Raw genomic sequence first — 19,409 nt, 5'->3', positions numbered from 1 at the left:
GGCCGCCGGGGTGGTGGTGGCGCGTGGCAGCATCGGCGGGCATGGACAGGGTGGACGAGGGGCGGGACCCGGCGGAGCCGGCGGAGCCGGCGGCGGACGACGTGCCGGCGCGCGGCTCCGACTTCCTCCAGCTGGCGGCCGGTGACGTGCCCGCCGGCGGGAAGACGGACTGGCTGGCCGGGCAGCTGCGGCGGGCGATAGCCGACGGCCGGCTGACGGTGGGCAGCAGGCTGCCGCCGACCAGGGTGCTCGCCGCGGAACTGCGCGTCTCCCGCGGGGTGGTGACGGAGGCGTACCGGCGACTGGCCGAGGACGGCCAGCTGGCGGGCCGCCGACGCGGAGGCACGGCGGTGGTCGCCGCACCGTTCACCACGGCGCCCGCGCTCCCGGGCGCGCCAACGCCGGAGGGCACGGCGGACGGCGAGGGGGCGGCGGGTGGCCCGGGGGCGGTCGGTGGCCCGGGGGCGGTCGGTGGCCCGGGGGCGGCGGGCGGCTTGCGGTCGGTGGGCTCGGGGTCGGTGGGCTCGGGGCCGGTGGGCTTGGGCTCGGCGGACGGCTTGCGGTCGTCGGGCTCGGGCTCGGCGGACGGCTTGCGGTCGTCGGGCTTGCGGTCGTCGGGCTCGGGGTCGGCGGGCGGCTTGCGGTCGGCGGGTGGCCGCGGGACGGCCGGGTCCGGGCCGGCCGGTGGCCTGCGGTCGTCGGGCTTGGGCTCGGCGGACGGCTTGCGGTCGGCGGGTGGCCGCGGGACGGCCGGGTCCGGGCCGGCCGGTGGCCTGCGGTCGTGGGAGGGCCCCGGGGCGGCGCATGGCTCGGGGGGCGGTGGGGTGTGCGGTGGTGGCCTCGGTGGGCTCTTCCGGGGTGAGCCCGGTGCCGCGGTGTTCGATGCGCTGCGGGCCGCTCCGGCCGCTGTCGACCTCACGCCCGGCCGGCCCGACCTGAGCACCTTCCCGCGGGCCGCCTGGCTGCGCGCCGAGCGGGCCGTGCTGAGCGAGCTGTCCGCCGAGCAGCTCGGGTACGGCGACCCGCGCGGCGCGCCCCGGCTGCGGCGGGCGGTCGCCGACTGGCTCGCGCGGGTGCGGGGCGTACGGGTGGAGCCGGACGCCGTGCTGATCGTCGCGGGCACGGCGCAGGCGCTCACCCTGCTGCACCCGGTGCTGCGGGCGGACGGCGTCGACGCGGTGGCCGTGGAGGACCCCGGCTCGCTCGGGGCCCGGCAGCATCTGGACCACGGGGGCCTGGCCACCCCGCCGGTGCCGGTCGACGAGGAGGGCGTACGGGTCGACGCGCTGCGGGCGACCGGCGCCCGCGCGGTGCTGCTGACGCCCGCCCATCAGTTCCCGACCGGCGTGGTGACCAGCGGCGAACGCCGGCGCGAGCTACTGGAGTGGGCGGGGCGGGGAGGGTTGATCCTGGAGGACGACTACGACGCGGAGCACCGCTACGACCGGCCTCCGGTGCCCGCGCTGCACGCGCTGCTCGCCGACCGGGTCTGCTACATGGGCAGCGTGTCCAAGCTGCTGGCGCCGGCGCTGCGGATCGGCTGGCTGGTGGCACCGGCCCGCCATCGCGCGGACCTGGCCGACGCCAAGCGGTTCGACGACCTCGGCAACGCCGTGCTGCCGCAGTTGGTGCTGGCCCGGCTGATGGAGTCCGGTGAGCTGGAGCGGCACCTGCGGACGGTGCGCGGGCGCCACCGCAGGCGCCGGGACGCGATGATCGCCGCCCTGGCCGGGCACTTCCCGGGCGCGCGGGTGCACGGCGCCGCGGCGGGCCTGCACCTGACGGTCACCTATGTGCCGGACGTGCCCGACACCGAACTCGCCGCGGCGGCGCTCGCCCGCGGTGTGAAGTGCCAGCCGCTCTCCTGGCACCGGCAGCTGCCCGGCCGGCCGGGGCTGGTCCTCGGGTACGCCGCCGCCCCTCCCGGTGTCATCGCCGAGGGCGTGGCCCTGCTCGGCGAGACCCTGCGGGCGCTGGGCGGCCCGGCGGCCCGGCGGGTCAGCCCGCCGCTTCCTGGCGGGACGCCAGGGCCCATATGACGAAGATGTCGATCGCCATCATGATCACCGACCAGACGGGCGAGTACGGCAGGAAGAGGAACTGCGCGATGAGGCTGAGCGACACGAGGAACAGGCCGGCGAAACGGGCCCAGGCCATGTCCATGAGCAGTCCGATGCCGGTCCCCAGGACCAGGACGCCGAGGACGAGGTGGATCACGCCCCAGCCGGTGAGGTTCATCGCGTAGACGTAGTCGCCGATGCGGAAGTACACGCTGTCCCTGGCGATCGCGGCGATGCCCTGGAAGACGGCGAGGATGCCGCCGCACAGCATGAGGACGCCGGCGAAGGTGAGGGCACCGGTCACCCAGCCGCTGCCCGCGCCCGCGGTCTGGCGCGGCGGCCACGACCCGCCCGAGGGCGTCGGTCCGGTCGGTTGCGCTGCCTGGCTCATGGCGTTTCCTTTCTGCCACCCCCGGCCTGCGGTGTGCCGCCCCGCCTCGCGGGGCGCACCGGCCCCTTGAGCCTCGGCCGGGCGGTGTCCGCGCGCACCGTGGATGACGCCGTTCGGGTGATGCCCGAGCCGCCGTGCCGGGGCAGGCGGCCGTCAGCCGGCCCGGCGGGCGAACGCCTCGTACGCCCGCTCGTCGAAGAGGACGAACCGGACCTCCTCCACGGCCGTCGGCGTGCTGCGCACCGCCTCCACCGCGATCCTGGCGGCGTCCTCCAACGGCCAGCGGTAGACGCCGGTGGAGACGGCCGGGAAGGCGACGGTACGGGCGCCGAGTTCGTCGGCGACGCGCAGGGACTCCCGGTAGCAGGAGGCGAGCAGGTCCGAGCGGTCCTCGGTGGCGGACCAGACCGGGCCGACGGTGTGGATGACCCAGCGGGCGTCCAGCGCGCCGGCCGTGGTGGCGACCGCCCGGCCCGTGGGCAGGCCCTTGCCGTACCGGGAGGCGCGCAGCCCGCGGCACTCCTCCAGGATGGCGGGGCCGCCGCGGCGGTGGATCGCGCCGTCCACCCCTCCGCCGCCGAGGAGGGAGGAGTTGGCCGCGTTGACGATCGCGTCGGCGCTCTGCCGGGTGATGTCGCCCTGGACGAGGGTGATGGTGGTCATGCCTGCCGCAGCCTCCGCCACACGGCCTTGGCCGCGTTGTGACCGGACATGCCGTGGACGCCGGGGCCCGGCGGGGTGGCCGAGGAGCAGATGAAGACGGCCGGGTGGGGGGTGTGGTACGGGAACGGCGTCAGCTTGGGGCGCAGCAGCAGCTGGAGCCCGGAGGCCGCGCCGCAGGCGATGTCGCCGCCGACGTAGTTGGCGTTGCGGGCGGCCATCTCGGCGGGTCCGGCGGTGGCGCGGGCGAGCACACGGTCGCGGAAGCCGGGGGCGAAGCGCTCCAGCTGGCGTTCCATGGCGTCGGTGAGGTCGCCGGACCAGCCGTTGGGGACATGGCCGTAGGCCCAGAAGACGTGCTTGCCCTCGGGGGCGCGGGTGGGGTCGGCCACGCTGGGCTGCACGGTGATCATGAACGGCTTGTCGGGGGCGCGGCCCTCCCGGGAGGCCGCGCGCAGGGCGGCGCCGATCTCGGCGTGGTCGGCGCCGATCTGGACGGTGCCGGCGACGCGGGCCTCGGGCGCGGTCCAGGGCACCGGACCGTCCAGCGCGTAGTCGATCTTGAAGACGCTCGGGCCGTAGCGGTAGTTCGCGTACGTGTCGCCGAAGCCGGCGATGCGGGCGAGCGCGGTGGGCGAGGTGTCGAAGACGTACGCCCGCGCGGGCGGCAGGTCGTCCAGGCGCTTGACCTCGTAGTCGGTGTGCACCTCGCCGCCCAGGTCCGTGAGGTAGCCGGCGAGGGCGTCGGAGATGGCCTGGGAGCCGCCGCGGGGCACCGGCCAGCCGCGGGCGTGGGCGGAGAGGGCGAAGACCAGTCCTATGGCACTGGTGGCCAGGCCGCCGAGGGGCGCCATCACATGGGCGACCAGGCCGGCGAAGAGGGTCTTGAACCGCTCGTCCCTGAATCGGCGCATCAGCCAGGTCGACGGCGGCAGCCCGGCCAGGCCGAACCGGGCCAGCGTGACCGGGTCGCGCGGGAGCGCGGTCAGCGGCAGCGACATGAAGTCCCGCACCAGGGTGTCCCAGTGCGCCAGGAGCGGCTCGACCAGTCTGCGGTACGGGCCCGCGTCACGCGGTCCGAAGGAGGCCGCGGTCTCGGCCACCGACCGGGACAGCACGGCCGCGGTGCCGTCCGGGAACGGGTGGGCCATGGGCAGCGGGGCGTGCAGCCACTCCAGGCCGTACCGGTCGAGGGGCAGGGCGCGGAAGGCCGGGGAGTTGATGCCCAGGGGGTGCGCGGCCGAGCACGGGTCGTGCCGGAAGCCGGGGAGGGTGAGCTCCTCGGTGCGGGCGCCGCCGCCCACCGTGGGCTGGGCCTCGAACAGGGCCACGGAGAAGCCTCGGCGGGCCAGCTCCACGGCAGCGGTCAGTCCGTTCGGTCCCGCACCCACCACGACCGCATCGAGCATCGACGGCACCTTCGGACCCCTTCGTCAGCCGACGGCCATTCCGGATCAGGATATGCCGCGGTACCGGCACTTCCCCGGCCCGGGGTGGTCCGGGCGGTTCAGGACCCGGTGCGCAGCAGGCCGGCCACCCGGCGGGCGGTGGCGGCGTCCCGGGCGGCGGTGAACGGCAGGGCGTTGCCGCCGGTGACGCGGAACGGCTCACCGGTCATGGTGAGGTGCGTGCCGCCCGCCTCCTCGACCAGGAGCAGTCCGGCCGCGTGGTCCCAGGCGGCCTCCCAGGAGAACGCGACCGCGTCCGACTCGCCCCGGGCGACGGCGAGGTACTCCAGGCCGGCGGAGCCGCACGGGCGCGGCGCGAGGCCGTCGGTCCACAGGGCGCGCAGCGCGCGCTTCTGCTCCTCGGTGGTGTAGTCCGGGTGGGAGGTGGCGACGACGAGGTCGCGGCCGGGCTCGGGCGGGCCCGCGAACAGCCGCTCCCCGTCGAGGAAGGCGCCCCGGCCCCGGACGGCGGTGGCGAGCTGGTCGCGCGCCGCCGCGTAGGTCCAGGACGCGGTCACCACACCGCGGTGGACCAGCGCCACCAGCGTGCAGAAGCCGTCGTCGCCGTGCACGAACTGGCGGGTGCCGTCGACCGGGTCGACGATCCAGACCGGTGCGTCGCCCTGGAGCGCCTCGTATACCGCCGGGTTGGCGTGCACGGCTTCCTCGCCGACCACCACGGAGCCGGGCAGCAGGGCGCCGAGGTCCTCGGTGAGCCGGAGCTCGGCGAGGCGGTCGGCGTCCGTCACCAGGTCGTGCGGGCCGCTCTTCTGGTCCACCTCGTGCGCGGCCAGGCGGCGGAAGCGGGGCAGGATCTCGGCCGCGGCGGCCTTGCGGACCGCTTCCTCCACGTCGGCCGAGCAGCGGGCGAGAAACTCCTCGATGGTTTCCGTCTCTTCGATCATGTCTCCCATGAGAGCACGCCCCACTGACAATCCCCGCCCCCGGCCGGTGTACGCGGGGTGGAATCGGGGTGAAGAAGGGGGACCGCCACCGCCCGGCGGCCCCGACCCGGCCGCCGGCCGCCGGCGGCCGGGGGCGCCCGCCACCGCCCGGCGGGGGCCGTCAGCGGCCGACGGCGTAGCCCTGCATCCCCCGCGGGTTCGCCGCCGCCGACAGCAGGCCGGTCTCCGGGTCCCGGGCCACCACGCACAGGCGCCCCTCGGACCAGGCGGGCCCGACCGTGACGTCGTGGCCGCGCCGCCGCAGCTCCTCGATCACGCCGGGGGCGGTACGGGACTCCACGGTCACGCTGCCGGGGCGCCGGGTGCGCGGGTGGAAGGAGCTGGGGAAGCTGTCGTTGTGCCAGTTGGGGGCGTCGACGGCGCCTTGCAGGTCGAGGCCGCCGCGGACCGGGGGGCGCAGGGCCGCGGCCAGGAAGAAGTGCAGCTGCCACTGGTCCTGCTGGTCGCCGCCGGGCGTGCCGAACGCCATCACGGGCACGCCGTCGCGCAGCGCCAGGGACGGGGTGAGGGTGGTGCGCGGGCGCCGCCCGGGGGTGAGGGAATTGGGCAGGCCCTCCTCCAGCCAGGCCATCTGCAGGCGGGTGCCGAGCGGGAAGCCCAGCTCGGGGACGACGGGGTTGGACTGGAGCCAGCCGCCGCTGGGCGTGGCCGCGATCATGTTGCCCCAGCGGTCGACGACGTCCAGGTGGCAGGTGTCGCCGCGGGTCAGGCCGTCGGCGGCCACCTCGGGCTCACCGGACGGCCCGGTGACGGACGGCACCACGCCCAGCCCGGCGACGGCCGGCTCGCCGGACAGGCCGGCGACGGTCGGCTCTCCGGCGCCCATCGGGTCGAAGCCGCGCTCCGCGCCGGCCGGCACGCACGCGTGTGCCCGCGCCGGCAGCCGCGGGGTACGCCCGCCGGGGCTGCCGGGGCGCAGGTCGGGACAGGCCCGCTCGCCGACGAGGGCCCGCCGGGCGGCGTTGTACTCGTCGGACAGCAGATCCGCGAGGGGCACCTCGGCGGCGTCGCCGTACCAGGCCTCCCGGTCGGCCATGGCCAGCTTGCAGCCCTCGATCAGCAGGTGGAGGTAGTCGGCCGAGCCGTGGGCGGGCAGCTCGGGCGGGAGCAGGGCGAGCTGCTGGAGCAGGGCGGGGCCCTGGCTCCAGGGCCCGGCCTTGCACACGGTCCAGCCGTTCCAGTCGTACGCCACCGGCGTCTCGTAGGTCGCCGACCAGCCCGCGAGGTCCGCCTCGGTGAGCGTGCCGGTGTGCCGCTCGCCGCTGGTGTCCATGGTGGGCCGCCGGGACTGCCGTACCAGCGCCTCGGCGATGAAGCCGGAGCGCCACACCTCGCGCGCGGCGTCGATCCGGGCCTCCCGGCCGCCCGCGCCGGCGGTCTCGGCCAGCAGCCGCTGCCAGGTGGCGGCGAGGGCGGGGTTGCGCAGCAGCGTGCCGGGGCGGGGAGCCCTCCCGCCGGGCAGGTACAGCTCCGCCGACGAGGTCCACTCGGTCTCGAACAGCCGCCGTACGCTCTCGACGGTCAGGCCGACGTTCTCGACGGGCGCGTGCCCGTGTGCGGCGTACCCGATGGCGTACTTCAGGACGTCGTCGAGGGACTTGGTGCCGTGGTCGCGCAGGAGCAGCAGCCAGGCGTCGAAGGCGCCGGGCACGGCGGCCGCGAGGGGGCCGGTGCCGGGTACGAGGTCCAGTCCGAGCCCCCGGTAGTGGGCCACCGTGGCACCGGCCGGGGCCACGCCCTGTCCGCACAGCACGCGCACCGCGCCGCCCGCCGGGGCCAGCAGGATCGGGACCTCCCCGGCCGGCCCGTTCAGGTGCGGCTCCACGACGTGCAGGACGAACGCGCCGGCGACGGCGGCGTCGAAGGCGTTGCCTCCCTCCTCCAGTACCGCCATCGCCGACTGGGAGGCCAGCCAGTGGGTGGAGGAGACCATGCCGAAGGTGCCCTGGAGGGTCGGCCGGGTGGTGAACTGCATCTCTCACCTCGCTGTCGACGGGCCTCGCGCTCGACGAGCGGTCCGCGTCCGCTCCGCGCTCCGGGGCGCGTGTGCCCGGGCGAGGCCGTTCGGTTGGTCCGATCGGCGAGCAGGCTACCGGGCACCGGCGGGGGTGATCAGGCTCGTGCGTCCGCCCCCGCCGCCGGGGGCCCTATTGCGAGCGCAAGCGGGCCTCATCCGGCAGGAGAGGACAGCCGGGAGAAAGAAACGATCATTCGGCCCCGCGGGCCCGCTCCGTCCTCTACTTTCATCGCATGAGCGAACAGAGCCCTCTCTCGCCGCCCACGACACTGCGCGATCTGGCCCCCGTGGCGTGGTGGAGCATGGCAGGAGCCTACCCCGCCCGGGCGCACACGGCCGGGCAGATCCTACTGCGCCAGGGAGAAGCCGGCACGCACGTACTGGCGTTGATGCAGGGCATCGTGAAGGTGGTCCGCAGGAGCGTGGACGGCCGGGACCGGCTGCTGTCCTTCCGCGGTCCGGGGGAAGTGCTGGGCGAGATGGCGGTACAGGACGGGGACGCCCGGCTCGCCGACGTCCAAACAGTTACGGATTGCAAAGTTGCCGTTGTTCCGGCGGCCGCGTTCCGGGCCCTCGTGAAGGAGCACGACCTCACGGAGAAGCTGAACCGGCTGGCGCTGGGCCGGCTGCGGGAGCAGACCGAGGCCGGCGAGGGCGACCTCGACCAGCGGCTCGCGGCGACCCTGCTGCGCCTCATGGCCCTGTCCGGCGAACGCTCCTTCCGGCTCACCCGGCTGGAACTGGCCCAGCACCTCGACGTGGGCCGCGGGTCCGTCAGCGAGGCCCTGCGCCGCCTCGGGCCGGGCTGTGTGCGGGCCGGCCGGACCTCCGTCGAGATCACCGACGAGGGGGGACTGCGCCGTGCGCTCGGGCAGCGGCCGGCCGCCTGAGCCCGAGCGCCCGCACCCGGACCTCCGTGTCCGGCGGCGGGTCCTGCCGTGACGCCCGTCACGCTCCCTCGGTTCTGAGGGAGCGGAACCTCCCCCGTATCCCCGCGAAGCTCATGGGGCCGGCCACCGGCACCCACCCCCCGTCCGCCGCGGACGGCGCCGACTCCCGTGCGCCGGGCGGACCTTCGCGGAGGAGACACGATGCACGACGACGGTCGCGACCTGCCCCCGACCACCGCGGTCCCCTACTCCCGCAGCCGGCCGCTCCCCCCTCACCGCGGCATCCTGGCCGTGGACATGAAGGGCTTCACCGGACGCCCGGCCATCGAGCACGAGGTGATCAGCCGGGCGGTGCCCGAACTGCTCCGCACCTCACTGGAGCGCGCCGGTCTGGCGGAGGTGTGGAGCGGCCGGATGTTCCCCGCCACCACAGGTGACGGGTACGTCCTGGGCTTCGATCCCGCGCTGACACCCCTGGTGATCCACCCCTGGCTCGACACGCTCCAGGACGTCGTCTCCGAACTGAACGTCCACGCCCTCGGCACCGCCCGGATCAGGCTGCGGGTCGGTCTGCACATCGGTCCGCTGCCCGACACCGGGGACGCGTTCGGCGGCAACGGAACGGCACGCAACGACACCCACCGCCTGCTCGACTCCCGACCCGTCAAAGCCGCCCTGGCGCGGTCCAGCGAGCACGTCACGCAGGTGGCGGCCATCCTGTCGGACCGCTGCTACCAGGACGCGGTCGTGAGCGGGTACACCGGGCGGCACCCCGACCACTTCACCGAGGTCCCGGCGACCGTCGACGGCACGGCGTTCACCCAACGGGCGTGGCTCTACGTCCCGTTGCCGTCCGCGCCGGCGCCCGGCCCGGGCGCCGCGGCGGCGCCGGAGGACGGCCCCGGCCGCGCGGTGTGGCGCGGCGGGGCCAGCCGCATCCGGATCGTCGCCACCGCCCCGCACGGAAACGTCAACACCGGGACGGTGCACGGCGGTCAGAGCGTCGGCAACCACCACCACTGAACAGTCCCATCCATCTCCAGCAAAGGAAACAGCCATGCGCGATCACGCACAGCCGGCGGAGCCCGAGCCGGGCCTGCGCCGGGCGACACCCGCGTTCCCCGCACCGGCCCGGGGTCTGCCGTACCCCTGGCCGGGCCGGGCCGGCGGGGACCGGCACGACGAGGACGGCGGCGGGACCCCGGCCGGGGAACAGCGCGCGGAACCGGCGGCCGGCGCCGCCGGGACGGAAGCCGGGGCCGCCGGGACGGAAGCGGAGGCGGCCGGGGCGGCGCACGTCACGGTGCTCAGTGCCGAGCGCGGCATCATCAACACCGGTACCGTGCACGGCGGTCAGTCCCTCGTCCACGTCGACGCGTCCGGCCGTCCGGCCCGGGAGGCCGGCCGTGGGCTCTGAGACCGGTGTGGAGGACGGCATCGGCGCCCTGCTGCCGGAACTCGCCCGCACCAGGGCGACGGTGATCGTCGCCCCCCAGGGCACCGTCAACACGGGTGAGGTGCACGGCGGTCAGCGGACCGTGCTGAGCGGGCCCGCGGTGCCGGACGGCCGGGACGTGGCCCTCGTACGCCAGGGACCGGTGCGGGCGAAGGACCTCCGGGCCGCCCGGGAGTGCTTCGCCCGGCCCGCCGGCTACGCGGAAGGGCTCGACGCGCTCGACTCCGGCGTCCTGTTCGTCCTCGGGGCGCCCGGCACCGGGCGGCAGACGCTGGCGCTCAGCCTGCTGGCGCACGGCTGCGCCGACCCGGCGCTGGTCCAGGTCGACGGCCGGGTGGAGCTGGCCCACTGGCGGCCTCGCGCGCGCGGCGCGGACGGCTATCTGGTGATGGACCTGAGTGATCCGCTCGCCCTGCGGTCCTGGGACGTGGCGGACTTGGAGGCGCACCTCGCGCGGGCGGGCGCGCGGCTGGTCGTGGTCCTGGAGGAGGCCCCGGGCCTGGCACGCGCGCTGGAGGACCGGCTCGGCGTGCGGGTGCTGCGCCACCGGCCGCCGGATCCCCGGGAGGTGTTCTCGGCGCACTTCGCGGACCTGTGCCCGGACCCCCGGGAGCGCGCCCGCCGCCGCAGACGGCTCGGGCCGGACGCCCTGGCCGCTCTCCTGCCGCCCGGCCTGCCGCCGGGCCGGGCCGTCCAGGTCGCCGAGGCCCTGGCGCGTTCCGCGCCCGACGGCCGGGTGCGCCCCGCGGAGCTGACGGCCCGCCTCGCCAGGACGGAGGCCACGCGGCTGCTGGCCGGAGCCGAGGGCGATCCCGGCCGCACGGCCCTGCTGTTCGCGGTCTGTGTCCACGAGGGCCTGGACCGGGACACCGTCCTCGGCCGGGCGGCCGCCCTGCTCGGCGTGATCGGTGCCCAGCGGGATTCCGTCGGCACGATCGGCGCCGAGCGGGTTCCCCTCGGTGCGACCGGCGCCCAGCAGCATCCGGCCGGCGCGATCGGCGCCCGGCAGCACCCCGTCGGCACGATCGGCGCCCCACCGGTTCCCCTCGGTGCGATCGGCTCCCAGGGGGATCCGGGAGCCTCGCCGCCGACGCCGCCGCAGGAAGGGAGCGCGGGCCGGCCGGTGCTCGCCCTGCCGCGGTTCGCCGGGGACTTCGCGCCGGACGGCGCACCGGCTCCGCTCGGGGCCGTCGCCGCGGGTCGCCTGGCGGACGTCGGGGCGCGGTGCACGGTCCCCGAGGACGGCGACCGGATCGGGACGGTCTCCTTCCTGTGGCCCGCGGTGAGCGAGGCGGTCTGGGACGAGGTGTGCCGGGAGCGGGCCGAATGGCTGCCCGCGCTGCACGTCTGGCTCGGCGCGGCCGGGAACGAGGAACAGGCGGAGCGCGCCGGGCGCGCGGTCGCCGCCCTGGCCGTCCGCACGGCCGGGCGGAGTCTGGAACTCCTCGGGAACCTGCTCCGCGCCGGACCTCGGACGGCCGCGGAGGTCGCGGGCCGAGCCCTCGCCGCGGCCGCGGGCCGCCCGCCCGCCGCAGGCAGGGCGCGAACGCTGCTGGACGAGTGGAGCGGCGCGCCCGATCACACGGTGCGCTCCGCGGTCGTGGTCGCCTGCCGGCCGGAGGCGGAGGGACTGCCGGCGGAGGCCGCTCTGCGGCTGCTGCGCCGGGTGGTGGACGCTCTCGGCGACGACGAGGACGCCGCCGCGACGGCCCTGCAGGTGTCGGGGACGCTGGTGCTCCGGTTCGCCGCCGGGGCGGGCGGGACGCGCGAGGCGATCGTGCGGGAGCTGGCCGCGTGGGCGCACGCCGAGGACTTGGCGGGAGCGCTGGCCACCCTGGTGTTCCCCGCCCTCGTGACCGAGGACTGGGGCTGGTTCGGCGACCGGCTGGCCGCCGGCCGGGAGGCCGCGGACCCCGTCGTCGCCCTGGTCTGCGCCGCGCTGGACGAGGCCGCGGTCTTTCCGGCGATGCGGGACGCGCTGCTGATGTGGTGCGCCGGTGCGGCCGGGGCCGCCGAACGCGAGCGGCAGCTGGACGCCTTGTTCGCCCGGCTCGTCGCCGGCCGCCGGCCCGGCTGCCTGCGGCTGCTGATGTCGGTCGAGCGCGCCGCGCGGACCACGCCCGGCAAGGCCCGCGCCGAACGGTCCCTCGCCGAGTGGCGCGGCGGGCCCGGAACCGCCGCCGCCGGCCGGCCCGCGTGATCCGCCCCCGCCGCGCAGGACACCCATGCCACCGAGCACAAGGAGATCGACGATGACGTCATCCCCGTACTCCAGTCTCTTCGCCCGCGTGGAGCGGGAACCGGGGAACCGGGAGCCGCTGACCGGGCTCCGGCTGGACGACGGGTCCGGCACCGCCGGCACCGAACTGACCCCCGCCGAGGCCCGCGGCCTGCTCTACGACCGCTCGGCGCCGGACGCCGTACGCGCCGCGCTGTGGCACCGGATCGCCGTGCTGTCCCGTGAGGACACCGGCGGGGAGGGCTGGCGGCTGGGCGCGGTGTGGCTCGCGCTGCCCGGTCTGCGCCGGCACGCCGCCACCATCGTCCACCGCTTCGGCACCGACCGGGACGACGTCGAGGCGGAGATGCTGACCGCCTTCCTCGAAGCCCTGCGGACGATCGAGCCGCACACCCCGGACCCCGGCTCCGTGCTGCTGCGCTCCGCGTGCAGCCGCGCCTGGGAGGCCGCCCGCCGGGCGCGGCCCGAGAGGGCCGTGGAGGACATCCAGTGCACGGCGGACGCGCGGCCCGGCCGGGGTGCTCTCTGGCAGGCGGAGTTCGACGGCCGGGACCGGCCGGACGGACTCGCCGCGACCGTGCGGATCAGCGTCCCGGCCGACCGCGCGGAGGGCGTCCGTATCGGTGCCCTGGCCGGGGAGTGGGGCCTGGCCGAACGGGTCGCCACGGCCCGCCGGTTCCAGCGCGGCCGCCGGGTCGGCACGCTGTCCCTGCGGCCGAGGAGCCGCGGATGACCGGACGCCCGCCGACCCCGCTGACCTTCCGTGAGGTCCTCGATCTGCCGGTCAGTGTCGACCTGAGGACGGCGGCCAGGGCGTACGGCATGTGCATGGCCACCGCCTACCGGCTGATCGCCCTCGGCGCCTTCCCCTGCGAGACGGTCCGGGTCGGCCGCCGTCATCGCGTTCTCACCGCCCACCTGCTGTCCGCGCTGGGCATCGAGGAGCGGCCCGTCTACGCCGACGACCTCGGCGACGGCGTGGCGCTGACCCTCTTCGACTGAGCCGGCCCGGGCGGTGCCCCTCCGCGCCCCCGCGGGACCCACCGCCCGCTCCCGACCGTTCCGGCCGTTCGCGACTGTTTCCGATGTTTCCGACCGTTTCCGCATCCGGAGGTACTTCGTCATGCCCACCTGTCTCGCCCTCGGTCCGGCCTCGCTCTTCCACGAGGAGGTCGTGCGGCCCGTGTGCGAAGAACTGGAGCTGTCCCTGATCCGGGCGGACCAGCTCGCCGACCCGAGCCCGCTGGGAGACCGGCTCGTCCGGCACCTCCTGGAGGAGGACGTGGTCGTCGCCGATCTGACCGGGGGCGATCCGTCGGTCGTCCTCGGGCTCGGTGTCCGGCATGCCGCGGGCCGGCGCACGGTGCGTCTGGGGCAGGCCGGGACGGTACCGGCGGGCCTCGGCGCGCTCCCGGCCATCGAGTTCCCGCCGCTGCCCCTCGGCCGGGCCGCCGCGCGCGCCCTGTTGCGGGCGGCCCTCGCCGAGGAGCTGGACCTGGCCGCCGTACCGGCCGGCGACCGGGTCGGCGGGCAGGCCGCGCGGAAGGGGGAGCACGAGGGGGAGGAGGAGCCGGCCGCGCTGGAGGAGAGCGGCCCCGGAGTACTGGAGCTGGCGGTGGCCGCCGAGACAGAGATGGAGGCCATGGCGGAGGACATGATGATGGTGGAGGCGGCCTTCCAGGACTTGGCCGCGATGGGTGAGCTGTCCGCCGAGGACATGGTGCGGGCCAATGCGCCGGGGACCCCGATGAGCGCCCAGCTGGCGGCCGTCAACCGGTTCGCCAAGTCCATCGAGGGGCCCGCGGACGACCTGGAGTCGGCGGCCTGGCGGCTCGCCGCGCGGATGGAACTCGCGCTCGGCGCGCTGCGCGCATTCCTGGAATGGGCCCGGGACACCCCGCGCTCCGAGTGGCCGGACAACGTCGACCCCCTGCTCGACCAGGTGATCGAGCAGGCGCGGGAGATGCGGGAGGCGGCCACCGCCGTCGAGGAGTTCGGGCCCATGCTCCTGTGGATCGGCCGGACCAGCAGCCGGCTGCGCAAGCCGAGCCGCAAGATCGCCGCGTCGCTGCGGACACTGCTCGGGATCCTGTCACCGTTCGAGGAGTGCGAGCGCATGGCCCGCACGCTCAAGCAGGCCTGACCCGGCGCCTGCCTGCCGGTCCGGAGAACACCCGGGCAGGCAGGCAGGCGTGCAGGCAGGCAGGCAGGCAGGCCACTCAACGGGCATATAGGACAAATAAGTACGCCGCGTGGGGGCAGCCGTGACCGGCCGGGTACGGAGCGCGTTGACACTTCCGCCCCACAGGCAGTCGTGTGACACTGTCGTCCCCGTCCACCCTGCGGACCCCTTCCGCACCCCTCCCCCACGAGAAGTGCGCCGTGCGTTCCCTTCCTCTGCCGCTCGCGCTCACCGCGCGCCTGTCTCCGGTCGCCGTGCTCGCCTGCGCCGGCTGGGCGCTGACGTCCGGCCCGGCCGCGCCGCCCGCGGCCGCCGGGCACCAGCCGGCCCAGAACACACCCGCCGGGTCCGCCGCCACGGCCCCGTCGTCCACCACGGCGGCGAAGACGTACACCACGGCACCGGCACCCTGCGCCGGTGTGCCCGCGGCCACCGTCACGGCGCTGGTGCCGGGGGCGAAGCCGGCCGGCAAGGAGATCCCGTCGACGGACACCGACCTGCGCCGCACCTGCTCGTGGAACGCGCTCAAGGGCTACGACTACCGCTGGCTCGACGTGTCCTACGAGATCGGCGACTCCGACCGGGACGCGGAGAAGGAGTACGGACAGCGGGTCGCCGAGAAGAGCGGCGGCGGCGCCGTCCCCGGGCTCGGGGACAGCGCCTACTCCGTCGTGAACCTCACCACGGAGGACGGGCAGCAGACCCGGGAGGGTGTGGTGCTGGTCCGCGCCGCCAACGCGATCGTCGTCGTCACCTACAACGGCAGCGACTTCGAGACCAGGAAGGCCCCCGGCACCGAAGAGATCAACAAGGGGGCCATCAAGGCGGCCAGGTCCGCGGTCGCCGCGCTGGAGGACGGCCGGGGCTGAGCGGCGCCGGCCGTACCGCGGCGCCCCGCCGTACCGCGGCGCCCCGCCGTACCGCGGCGCCCCGCCGTACCGCGGCGCCCCGCCGCGCCGAAGACCGCCGCCCCGGCCCGGCCGTCAGCCGGTTCGCCGGGCCCGGCCCGTGGCCAGGGTCAGCGTCAGGTACAGCACCAGGGAGGTGCCGAGGCCGACCGCCCAGCCGTAGTCGGCGAGCGGGGACAGCGCCGGGACCGGGCGGCCGTCGGTCAGGGGCGCGAAGCTCGCCCCGCCGACCGCGAGGACACCGCCGGCGAGGAAGGCGACGACCGCCCGCCAGTTCCAGCCGCCCGTGTACCAGTAGCGGCCGCCCGCCCGGTAGAGGTCGGCGAGGTCCAGGCGGGTGCGGCGCAGCAGCCAGTAGTCGGCGACGAGGATGCCCGCGACCGTGCCGAGCAGCCCGCCCACCAGGCCGAGCCAGGTGAAGATGTAGCCCTGCGGGTCGGAGTACAGCTTCCACGGGCGGATCAGCACGGCGAGGACCGCGGTGATCAGGGCGCCGCTGCGGAAACTCACCCTGCGGGGCGCCACGTTGGAGAAGTCGAAGGCCGGGGAGACCAGGTTGGCCGCGATGTTGACGGACAGGGTCGCCACCAGGACGGTCACCAGCGCGTACAGCAGCCCGGCCGCGTTGTCCGTCCTGGCCGCCAGCCGCACGGGGTCCCAGACCGGCTCGCCGTAGACCGCCTGCGAGCCGGAGGTCACCAGCACCGAGAGGAAGGCGAAGAGGGTCATGGTGGTCGGCAGGCCGAGGGCCTGGCCCCAGGTCTGCGCCTTCTGGCTGCGGCCGTAGCGGGTGAAGTCGGGGATGTTCAGCGACAGGGTGGACCAGAAGCCGATCATGCCCATGAGGGACGGCCAGAACAGCTTCCAGAAGTCGCCGCCCCAGCCGAGCCTGGACGGCTGGCCGAAGAGCGGGCCCACGCCGCCGGCCTTGACGCTCATCCACCCGAGCATCACGAACGCGCCGACGAGGACGAAGGGCGCGGCCCAGTTCTCGAAGCGGCGGACGGTCTCCATGCCCCGGTGGATGATCGCGACCTGGACGGCCCAGAAGAGCGCGAACGACAGCCACATGGTCCACGCGTGGCCGCCGAGCCGCGCGGCGTCCGACCAGCCGTCGCCGATCAGCTTCCCGGCGAGGAAGTAGATCGCCTCGCCGCCGATCCAGGTCTGGATGCCGAACCAGCCGCACGCCACCAGCGCCCGTACGACGGCGGGCAGGTTGGCGCCGCGCACACCGAAGGAGGCGCGGGCGAAGACGGGGAAGGGGATGCCGTACTTGGGGCCCGCGTGCCCGGTCAGCAGCATGGGGACCAGCACGATGAGATTGGCGAGGGCGATGGTGAACACCGCCTGCCGCCAGTCCATGCCCACCGCGATCAGCCCGGAGGCGAGGGTCCAGGACGCGGTGTTGTGGGCCATGCCCACCCACAGGGCCGAGAAGTTGTACGTCGTCCAGGTGCGCCCGGCCGCGGGGACCGGGAGGAGGTCCTCGTTGGCGTAGGGGCCGCCGGGCGGGGGCGTGCCGGGGGCGAGTTCCACGCGCCCGTCGGGGAGGGTGACCTGGCCGGGGATCGGTATGGCCGGGGGAGCGGTGTCGGTCATGGGCTGGCCAATCGGTCAGGGGTGGATCGGGAGAGGCCGTGCGGGCACCAGCCCCCTCCCCGGGACGGCGGGGAGGGGAGACCAGGGAGGGCGTGGGGGCTCGGTGAGGGGGTCAGGAGCGGAGGGCCGGGATCACCGTCGTGCCGTAGGCGTCGATGGTGGCCTCCTGGGCGTCGTGCATGTCGTACACCGCGAACTGGTCGACGCCCAGCGCGCGGAGCGCGGTCAGCTTCTCGACGTGCTTCCCGGCCGGGCCGATGACACAGAACCGGTCCACGATCTCGTCGGGCACGAACTCGGTGTCCGGGTTGCCGCTGCGCCCGTGGTGGGCGTAGTCGTAGCCGTGCCGTGCCTTGATGTAGTCGGTGAGTTCGCCGGGGACCTGGGAGGAGTGTTCGCCGTACCGGGCGACCAGGTCGGCGACGTGGTTGCCGACCATGCCGCCGAACCAGCGGCACTGTTCGCGGGCGTGGGCGAGGGCCTCGGGCGAGTCGTCCGCGGTGACGTACGCCGGGGCGGCGACGCAGACGGTCACCTCGGCGGGGTCGCGCCCGGCGGCGACGGCCGCGTCCTTGACGGCCTTCACCATGTACTCGGTCAGGTACAGGTCGGCGAGCTGGAGGATGAACCCGTCGGCCTCCTCGCCGGCCGTCTTCAGCGCCTTCGGGCCGTACGCGGCCATCCAGACGGGGAGTTCGGCGCCCTCCCGGACCCACGGGAACCGGATCCGCGTGCCGCCGAGGTCGGCCTCCTCGCCGCGGCCGAGGGCCCGGATGACCTTCATGGCCTCGCTGATCCGGGCGAGGGTTTCGGGCTTGCGGCCGGCCACGCGCATCGCGGAGTCGCCGCGGCCGATGCCGCACACGGTCCGGTTGCCGAACATGTCGTTGAGGGTGGCGAAGGTGGAGGCGGTGACCTCCCAGGTGCGGGTGCCCGGGTTGGTGACCATCGGGCCGACCCTGAGCCTGGAGGTGTTGGCCAGGATCTGGCTGTAGATCACGAACGGCTCCTGCCAGAGCACGGCGGAGTCGAAGGTCCAGCCGTACGTGAAGCCGTTGCGCTCGGCCCGTTTCATCAGGCTGACGACGCGGGAGGCCGGCGGGTCGGTCTGGAGGACGAGTCCGAAGTCCATGGGCGCCGCTCCTAGGTGAGGTACTGACAGGTCGAGCGCGGGGTGTAGACGCCGTGCCCGGCGCGTCCGGTGTACTCCCGCTGGTCGATGACGAGTTCGCCGCGCGAGAGGACGGTCTCGACGCGGCCGGTGACGCGTGTGCCCTCGTACGCCGAGTAGTCGACGTTCATGTGGTGGGTCGCGGCGGACAGGACCTGCTCGGCGTGCGGGTCGTAGACGACGACGTCCGCGTCGGCGCCCGGGGTGATGGTGCCCTTCTTCGGGTACAGGCCGAACATCCTGGCCGGGGTGGCGCAGGCGATCTCGATCCAGCGCCGGCGGGAGATGTGCCCGTCCACGACCGCCTGGTGGAGCAGGTCCATGCGGTTCTCCACGCCCGGCAGCCCGTTGGGGATCTTGGAGAAGTCGCCGCGGCCCAGTTCCTTCTGGCCCGTGAAGCAGAAGGGGCAGTGGTCGGTGGAGACCACCTGGAGGTCGTTGGTCCGCAGCCCCCGCCAGAGCCGGGCCTGGTGTTCGCGCGGCCGCAGCGGCGTGCTGCACACGTACTTGGCGCCCTCGAAGCCGGGTTCGGCGAGGTTGTCGGTGGACAGGAACAGGTACTGCGGGCAGGTCTCGCCGAAGACGTTCAGTCCCTCGTCGCGGGCCCGCGCGAGCTCGGCGACCGCCTCCATGGCCGAGACGTGCACGACGTACAGCGGGGCGCCGGCGACCTGGGCGAGGCGGATGGCGCGGTGGGTGGCCTCGGCCTCCAGCAGGGCCTTGCGGACCTCGCCGTGGTAGCGGGGGTCGGTCTCACCGCGCGCCAGCGCCTGTTCCACCAGCACGTCGATGGCGATGCCGTTCTCGGCGTGCATCATGATCAGCCCGCCGTTCCCGGCGGCGCGCTGCATGGCGCGCAGGATCTGCCCGTCGTCCGAGTAGAAGACCCCCGGGTACGCCATGAACTGCTTGAAGCTGGTCACCCCCTCCTCGACCAGGAGGTCCATCTCCTTGAGCGTCTCCTGGTTCACGTCGGAGACGATCATGTGGAAGGCGTAGTCGATCGCGCAGTTGCCCTCGGCCTTGGCGTGCCAGGCGTCCAGGCCCTCGCGCAGGGTGTGTCCCACGCCCTGCACCGCGAAGTCGACGATGGTCGTCGTACCGCCCCAGGCGGCGGCCCGGGTGCCGGTTTCGAAGGTGTCGGAGGCGGCGGTGCCGCCGAACGGCAGCTCCATGTGGGTGTGGGCGTCGACGCCGCCCGGGATGACGTACTTGCCGGTGGCGTCGACGACCCGGTCGGCGGTGAAGGCCGCCGCGGCGGGGGTGCCGGAGGCGGCGAGGGCGGCGATGCGGGTGTCCTCGACGAGGACGTCGGCGTGGATCTCGTCGGACGCGGTGATGACGAGACCACCGCGGATGACGGTACGGCGGGTCATGGGGCGCTCTCCTTCGTGCTCGCCTGCGGGTCGTCGGGGGCCCG

General features: G+C 75.2%; 17 protein-coding genes. 9 read left to right on the top strand and 8 right to left on the bottom strand.

Annotation, left to right across the window (positions count from 1 at the left end; genetic code table 11):
- The first annotated feature begins 41 nt into the window (after positions 1–41).
- Positions 42–2,039, top strand: a complete 1,998-nt coding sequence (locus ABZ576_RS23395) for an aminotransferase class I/II-fold pyridoxal phosphate-dependent enzyme (protein WP_360744333.1) — start codon at positions 42–44, stop codon at positions 2,037–2,039.
- On the opposite strand, the gene ABZ576_RS23390 is transcribed toward ABZ576_RS23395, so the two are convergent.
- From ABZ576_RS23390 to ABZ576_RS23370, 5 genes are all read right to left on the bottom strand, one after another.
- On the bottom strand, positions 1,999–2,451 hold the full coding sequence (locus tag ABZ576_RS23390) for a hypothetical protein (RefSeq protein WP_360744016.1): 453 nt from the start codon (positions 2,449–2,451) through the stop codon (positions 1,999–2,001). The genes ABZ576_RS23395 and ABZ576_RS23390 overlap by 41 nt on opposite strands.
- A 153-nt stretch (positions 2,452–2,604) precedes the next feature.
- Entirely contained in the window at positions 2,605–3,114 is a 510-nt protein-coding gene (locus ABZ576_RS23385; RefSeq protein WP_360744013.1) for an O-acetyl-ADP-ribose deacetylase, read from the bottom strand.
- Entirely contained in the window at positions 3,111–4,529 is a 1,419-nt protein-coding gene (locus tag ABZ576_RS23380) for an NAD(P)/FAD-dependent oxidoreductase (protein ID WP_360744010.1), read from the bottom strand. The genes ABZ576_RS23385 and ABZ576_RS23380 overlap by 4 nt, the downstream gene beginning before the upstream one ends.
- Before the next feature lie 89 nt (positions 4,530–4,618).
- A complete protein-coding gene (locus ABZ576_RS23375) occupies positions 4,619–5,464 on the bottom strand; it encodes an inositol monophosphatase family protein (RefSeq protein ID WP_360744007.1) in 846 nt (281 codons plus the stop codon).
- Positions 5,465–5,624: 160 nt separating this feature from the next.
- Positions 5,625–7,499 (bottom strand): gamma-glutamyltransferase, encoded by a 1,875-nt coding sequence (locus tag ABZ576_RS23370; RefSeq protein WP_360744005.1) that lies wholly within the window; start codon positions 7,497–7,499, stop codon positions 5,625–5,627.
- 275 nt (positions 7,500–7,774) lie between these two features.
- Here ABZ576_RS23370 and ABZ576_RS23365 point away from each other — a divergent pair, with 275 nt between their 5' ends.
- The 8 genes from ABZ576_RS23365 (at position 7,775) to ABZ576_RS23330 (ending at position 15,177) form a co-directional block, all read left to right on the top strand.
- On the top strand, positions 7,775–8,431 hold the full coding sequence (locus ABZ576_RS23365) for a Crp/Fnr family transcriptional regulator (protein ID WP_360744002.1): 657 nt from the start codon (positions 7,775–7,777) through the stop codon (positions 8,429–8,431).
- Between the two features lie 201 nt (positions 8,432–8,632).
- Positions 8,633–9,454, top strand: coding sequence for a hypothetical protein (locus tag ABZ576_RS23360; RefSeq protein WP_360743999.1), 822 nt, complete (start codon positions 8,633–8,635; stop codon positions 9,452–9,454).
- A gap of 34 nt (positions 9,455–9,488) precedes the next feature.
- On the top strand, positions 9,489–9,848 hold the full coding sequence (locus ABZ576_RS23355) for a hypothetical protein (RefSeq protein WP_360743996.1): 360 nt from the start codon (positions 9,489–9,491) through the stop codon (positions 9,846–9,848).
- On the top strand, positions 9,838–12,087 hold the full coding sequence (locus ABZ576_RS23350) for a hypothetical protein (RefSeq protein ID WP_360743993.1): 2,250 nt from the start codon (positions 9,838–9,840) through the stop codon (positions 12,085–12,087). The genes ABZ576_RS23355 and ABZ576_RS23350 overlap by 11 nt, the downstream gene beginning before the upstream one ends.
- A 52-nt stretch (positions 12,088–12,139) precedes the next feature.
- A complete protein-coding gene (locus tag ABZ576_RS23345; protein WP_360743990.1) occupies positions 12,140–12,859 on the top strand; it encodes a hypothetical protein in 720 nt (239 codons plus the stop codon).
- Positions 12,856–13,128: a DNA-binding protein gene (locus ABZ576_RS23340; protein ID WP_360743988.1), complete on the top strand. Its 273-nt coding sequence runs from the start codon at positions 12,856–12,858 to the stop codon at positions 13,126–13,128. The genes ABZ576_RS23345 and ABZ576_RS23340 overlap by 4 nt, the downstream gene beginning before the upstream one ends.
- Before the next feature lie 121 nt (positions 13,129–13,249).
- Positions 13,250–14,269, top strand: a complete 1,020-nt coding sequence (locus ABZ576_RS23335; protein ID WP_360743985.1) for a hypothetical protein — start codon at positions 13,250–13,252, stop codon at positions 14,267–14,269.
- 239 nt (positions 14,270–14,508) lie between these two features.
- The gene (locus ABZ576_RS23330; protein ID WP_360743982.1) at positions 14,509–15,177 is read left to right on the top strand and encodes a hypothetical protein; all 669 of its coding nucleotides are present in this window, start codon (positions 14,509–14,511) and stop codon (positions 15,175–15,177) included.
- A gap of 114 nt (positions 15,178–15,291) precedes the next feature.
- Here ABZ576_RS23330 and ABZ576_RS23325 read toward each other — a convergent pair whose 3' ends face one another.
- The 3 genes from ABZ576_RS23325 to hydA all read right to left on the bottom strand — a co-directional run bounded on the left by ABZ576_RS23325 (position 15,292) and on the right by hydA (position 19,365).
- Complete coding sequence (locus tag ABZ576_RS23325; protein WP_360743979.1) at positions 15,292–16,818, bottom strand: NCS1 family nucleobase:cation symporter-1; 1,527 nt, start codon at positions 16,816–16,818, stop codon at positions 15,292–15,294.
- Positions 16,819–16,930: 112 nt separating this feature from the next.
- The gene (locus ABZ576_RS23320) at positions 16,931–17,950 is read right to left on the bottom strand and encodes a TIGR03842 family LLM class F420-dependent oxidoreductase (RefSeq protein ID WP_360743976.1); all 1,020 of its coding nucleotides are present in this window, start codon (positions 17,948–17,950) and stop codon (positions 16,931–16,933) included.
- An 11-nt stretch (positions 17,951–17,961) separates the two neighbouring features.
- A complete protein-coding gene (gene hydA, locus ABZ576_RS23315; RefSeq protein WP_360743973.1) occupies positions 17,962–19,365 on the bottom strand; it encodes a dihydropyrimidinase in 1,404 nt (467 codons plus the stop codon).
- Between the last annotated feature and the right edge of the window lie 44 nt (positions 19,366–19,409).

The organism is Streptomyces sp. NPDC013455, from assembly GCF_040632975.1.
Taxonomy (GTDB): domain Bacteria; phylum Actinomycetota; class Actinomycetes; order Streptomycetales; family Streptomycetaceae; genus Streptomyces.
This window is presented reverse-complemented; position numbering and strand designations above follow the sequence as displayed.

What these genes read in the sequence shown, in the direction of transcription:
- ABZ576_RS23320 (WP_360743976.1), bottom strand. Translation starts at nt 17,950, where the DNA reads ATGGACTTCGGACTCGTCCTCCAGACCGACCCGCCGGCCTCCCGCGTC.
- ABZ576_RS23385 (WP_360744013.1), bottom strand. Translation starts at nt 3,114, where the DNA reads ATGACCACCATCACCCTCGTCCAGGGCGACATCACCCGGCAGAGCGCC.
- ABZ576_RS23360 (WP_360743999.1), top strand. Translation starts at nt 8,633, where the DNA reads ATGCACGACGACGGTCGCGACCTGCCCCCGACCACCGCGGTCCCCTAC.
- ABZ576_RS23345 (WP_360743990.1), top strand. Translation starts at nt 12,140, where the DNA reads ATGACGTCATCCCCGTACTCCAGTCTCTTCGCCCGCGTGGAGCGGGAA.
- ABZ576_RS23325 (WP_360743979.1), bottom strand. Translation starts at nt 16,818, where the DNA reads ATGACCGACACCGCTCCCCCGGCCATACCGATCCCCGGCCAGGTCACC.
- ABZ576_RS23375 (WP_360744007.1), bottom strand. Translation starts at nt 5,464, where the DNA reads ATGATCGAAGAGACGGAAACCATCGAGGAGTTTCTCGCCCGCTGCTCG.
- hydA (WP_360743973.1), bottom strand. Translation starts at nt 19,365, where the DNA reads ATGACCCGCCGTACCGTCATCCGCGGTGGTCTCGTCATCACCGCGTCC.
- ABZ576_RS23335 (WP_360743985.1), top strand. Translation starts at nt 13,250, where the DNA reads ATGCCCACCTGTCTCGCCCTCGGTCCGGCCTCGCTCTTCCACGAGGAG.
- ABZ576_RS23365 (WP_360744002.1), top strand. Translation starts at nt 7,775, where the DNA reads ATGAGCGAACAGAGCCCTCTCTCGCCGCCCACGACACTGCGCGATCTG.
- ABZ576_RS23370 (WP_360744005.1), bottom strand. Translation starts at nt 7,499, where the DNA reads ATGCAGTTCACCACCCGGCCGACCCTCCAGGGCACCTTCGGCATGGTC.
- ABZ576_RS23395 (WP_360744333.1), top strand. Translation starts at nt 42, where the DNA reads ATGGACAGGGTGGACGAGGGGCGGGACCCGGCGGAGCCGGCGGAGCCG.
- ABZ576_RS23340 (WP_360743988.1), top strand. Translation starts at nt 12,856, where the DNA reads ATGACCGGACGCCCGCCGACCCCGCTGACCTTCCGTGAGGTCCTCGAT.
- ABZ576_RS23355 (WP_360743996.1), top strand. Translation starts at nt 9,489, where the DNA reads ATGCGCGATCACGCACAGCCGGCGGAGCCCGAGCCGGGCCTGCGCCGG.
- ABZ576_RS23390 (WP_360744016.1), bottom strand. Translation starts at nt 2,451, where the DNA reads ATGAGCCAGGCAGCGCAACCGACCGGACCGACGCCCTCGGGCGGGTCG.